Origin of the sequence: Saccharomonospora saliphila YIM 90502 (genome assembly GCF_000383795.1) — a bacterium.
Lineage (GTDB): Bacteria > Actinomycetota > Actinomycetes > Mycobacteriales > Pseudonocardiaceae > Saccharomonospora > Saccharomonospora saliphila.
In genome coordinates this window covers 139,137-142,232 of the sequence record NZ_KB912705.1, presented here as the reverse complement: position 1 = coordinate 142,232, position 3,096 = coordinate 139,137, and the positions used below count along the sequence as shown (strand labels likewise).

Annotated in this window: 2 protein-coding genes; both read left to right on the top strand. The window is 73.2% G+C overall.

Annotated features, from left to right (window positions below):
• Window positions 1-2,422: FtsK/SpoIIIE domain-containing protein (locus SACSA_RS0117315; protein ID WP_019819000.1), on the top strand; the 2,422-nt coding region annotated here is incomplete at its 5' end.
• A complete protein-coding gene (locus SACSA_RS0117310) occupies window positions 2,415-2,780 on the top strand; it encodes a hypothetical protein (RefSeq protein WP_019818999.1) in 366 nt (121 codons plus the stop codon). The genes SACSA_RS0117315 and SACSA_RS0117310, both read left to right, overlap by 8 nt.
• Window positions 2,781-3,096 lie beyond the last annotated feature (316 nt).

Sequence of the window (3,096 nt, the reverse complement as noted above, 5' to 3'; positions counted from 1 at the left end):
GCCCGGCGAGTGGCTCGGGCGCACCGGGTTCTCCGACGGCGTGACGGCGCCCGGCCTGTGGCGCGTCGGCTCGGCCACCGTGGACGGCCTCGGCACGGCGCGCACGCCCGGCACGGACCTGACCTTCGACGTCGCCGTACCGCTGCTCGACGAATCGCACCTGGCGATCACGTCGGCGCCGAAGACCCGGCCGACCGTCGACGCCCTCGTGGAGAACCTGCTGATGCGGGTGCTGTCGACGTTCGAACCGGGCGCGGTGCGGGTGCACCTGTGGGACGTCGGCCAGCTCACGGCGGTCCTGCCGAACTTCTACGCGCTCAGCCGCACCAGCGCGGTCACCGTCCACGACCCGACCCGCCTCGAGGACCTGCTCGACGAACTGGCCGGGCACGTCCGCCGCATCCACACCCGCACCATGCAGGACGGCTACGCCTCCCTGCGGGCCATGCGGGAGGCCACGGGGCGGCGCATCGAGCCGTGGCGGGTGGCCGTGCTCTACGGCAACGGCGAGGACCTGCGACCCGAACACCTGCGCGACCTCAAACGCGTCGCCAGCGGCGCGCTCGCCGCCGGAATCTCGCTGATCCTGGTGGACGTCCCGACCGTGCTCGGCGGCTCGGTGGAGACCGTCAGCCTGCTCGACGAACGCCGCGCGATCACCTCGATGACGGGCGCCGACATGCCCGTCGACCTCGACCCGCCACTGCCCGCGGGCGGGGTCACCACCGCGACGTCGCGCATCGCCGACGCGCTGATCGCCAAGCAGGGCGGCCCCCGCGCGTTCGGCGACCTGCTGCCCACCGAGTTCGGCCGGGGCCACTCCGCCCGGGAGCTGCGCGCGCCCGTGGGCTTCTTCGAGGGCGAACCCGTCGAGGTGGTCATCGGCGACGCCACCCCGCACGCGCTGATCGGCGGGCCGAGCGGCTCGGGCAAGACGAACTTCCTCTACGCGCTGCTCGGCAGCCTCACCGCCCGGTACTCGCCGGACGAACTGGCCCTGTACCTGCTGGACTTCAAGGAGGGCGTGTCGTTCGCCGGGCTCGCACCGGGCCGCAAGGACGCCAGCTGGCTGCCGCACGCGCGACTGGTCGGCGTGAACGTCAACACCGACCGCGAGTTCGGCCTCGCGCTGCTGCGCTACCTCTCCGACGAGATGCGCAGGCGCTCGGCGGCGGCCAAGGAATACGAGGTCACCAACCTCGCCGAGCTGCGCGAACAGGACCCCGACGGGCACTGGCCGCGCATCGTCGCGGTGATCGACGAGTTCCAGTACCTCTTCGCCGAGCGCGACGCCGTGACCGCGATGGCCACGGCGATGCTGGAGGACCTCGCGCGGAGGGGCCGGTCCCAAGGCATCCACCTCATACTCGCCAGCCAGGACATCGCGGGTATCGAGGCGTTCTGGGGCAAACCCGCCGTGTTCGAGCAGTGCACCCTGCGGGTGGCGATGCCGAAGGCTCGCCGCGTGCTCGCCGAGGCCAACCAGGCTGCGGTGTCCGCGCCACGCTGGCACGCCGTGGTCAACCACGAGTCGGGCGTGGCGCACGGCAACCAGCTCGCCCACATCCCCGACGCCAGCGACCGGGGCGTGTTCCCCGCGCTGCAACGCCAGCTGTGGCAGCGCTACGGCGCGCAGGGCCGCCCCCGGCTCTTCGACGGGGCCGTGGCGCCGGTCCTCGACTCGTCGGCGGCGTTCTCCGCCCTGGGACGGACGGACCGCGCCCGCGCGCTGGTGGGCCAGGCGATCGAGGTCGCCGACAACGCGCACGCCGTCGAGATGGCCGATTCCCCGGGCCGCAACCTCGCCGTGCTCGGCAGCAGCCGCGCGGAGGCGCTGTCCGTGCTGGAGGCGGCCACCCGCTCGTTGGCACGGCAGTTCGCGCCGGGCGAGGTGGAGTTCGTGCTCTGCTGCGCCGTGCCCGCGTGCGAGGACGAGGTCGGCGCCCTGGCCGAGCGGCTCGTCGCCGACGGGCACAAGTCCGGCGTGGTCGCGGCCGACGACCTTCCTGCGGCGGTGGCCGACCTCGCGAGCAGGCTCACCGAGGGCGGGATCACGCGGTTTTTCGTGCTCTACGGCGTCGACGCGGTGCTACCGATGTTGGAACGCAAGGAGCCGGGCAGCACGAGCGGGCTGGACCACTTGCGCACCGTGCTCAAGCAGGGTCCGGCGAGCGGGACCCACGTCCTCGGCTGGTGGCGCGGGGTCGCCCGGCTCAAGGACACGCTGGGGTTCGGCGGTACCGACGACATCGGCGCGTGGGTCGCGCTCGACGTCCAGGGCAACGAGCTGGCGCCCTTCTGCGCGGGCCAGGTGGTGCACTGGTCGCCACGGCCCGGGCGCGCCCTGTTCTTCGACCGCACCACACACGCGAGTCCGGAAGTGACGATCCCCTTCCACCGCGAGGAGGCGGGCGATGCCTGACGAGGCGACGGCGGCCGTGCGTTACAAGGAGATCATGGGTCTGGCCCGCAAGGCGGCCGACGACCTGCGTTCGTGGGAGCTCGCGCGGGCGAAGGAACTGGACGGCGAGATCGCCGCCGCCGAGCAGAGGGTGCGGGAGGCGACCGACCGCGAGCAGACCACCGCCGAGCGCGCGCACCGCTTCTGGCGGATGGCCGACGACAACATCTCCCGGCTGTCGTGGGCCCAGCTCGGCCCGGACCCGGAACCAGCGCCGTCGGCGCGCGGCGAGCACCTCGACCGCTACGCCGAGAACGTCCGCAGCGCCTACCAGGAACTCACCCAGGCGGTCCAGAACCTGGGCTGGCGCGCCCGCTGACCCACCCGCGCCTGCGAGTTGCCCCTTCCTGCCCGCGAGTTGCCCTTTCCTGCCCGCGCGAACCGGTCGTTCGAACCTCCAAGCCTGCCCGTGAGACGTGGACGGGTCCGCCGGTCAGTGATGGGCGGGCAGAGCCACGTCCACACGGGAACGGATGCCCCGAATGGCGGAAACCGTGCCGGATCGCGCCGGTCGCCACGTCCACACGGGAACGGAGGCCTCGCGCGTTGGGCTCACTCGCCGCAGGCGCGGATACCGCGCTGGCCGCGCCCCGGCCGTCCGGCTCGCGTACCCGGGGCCGCGTTCAGGCCGCCCG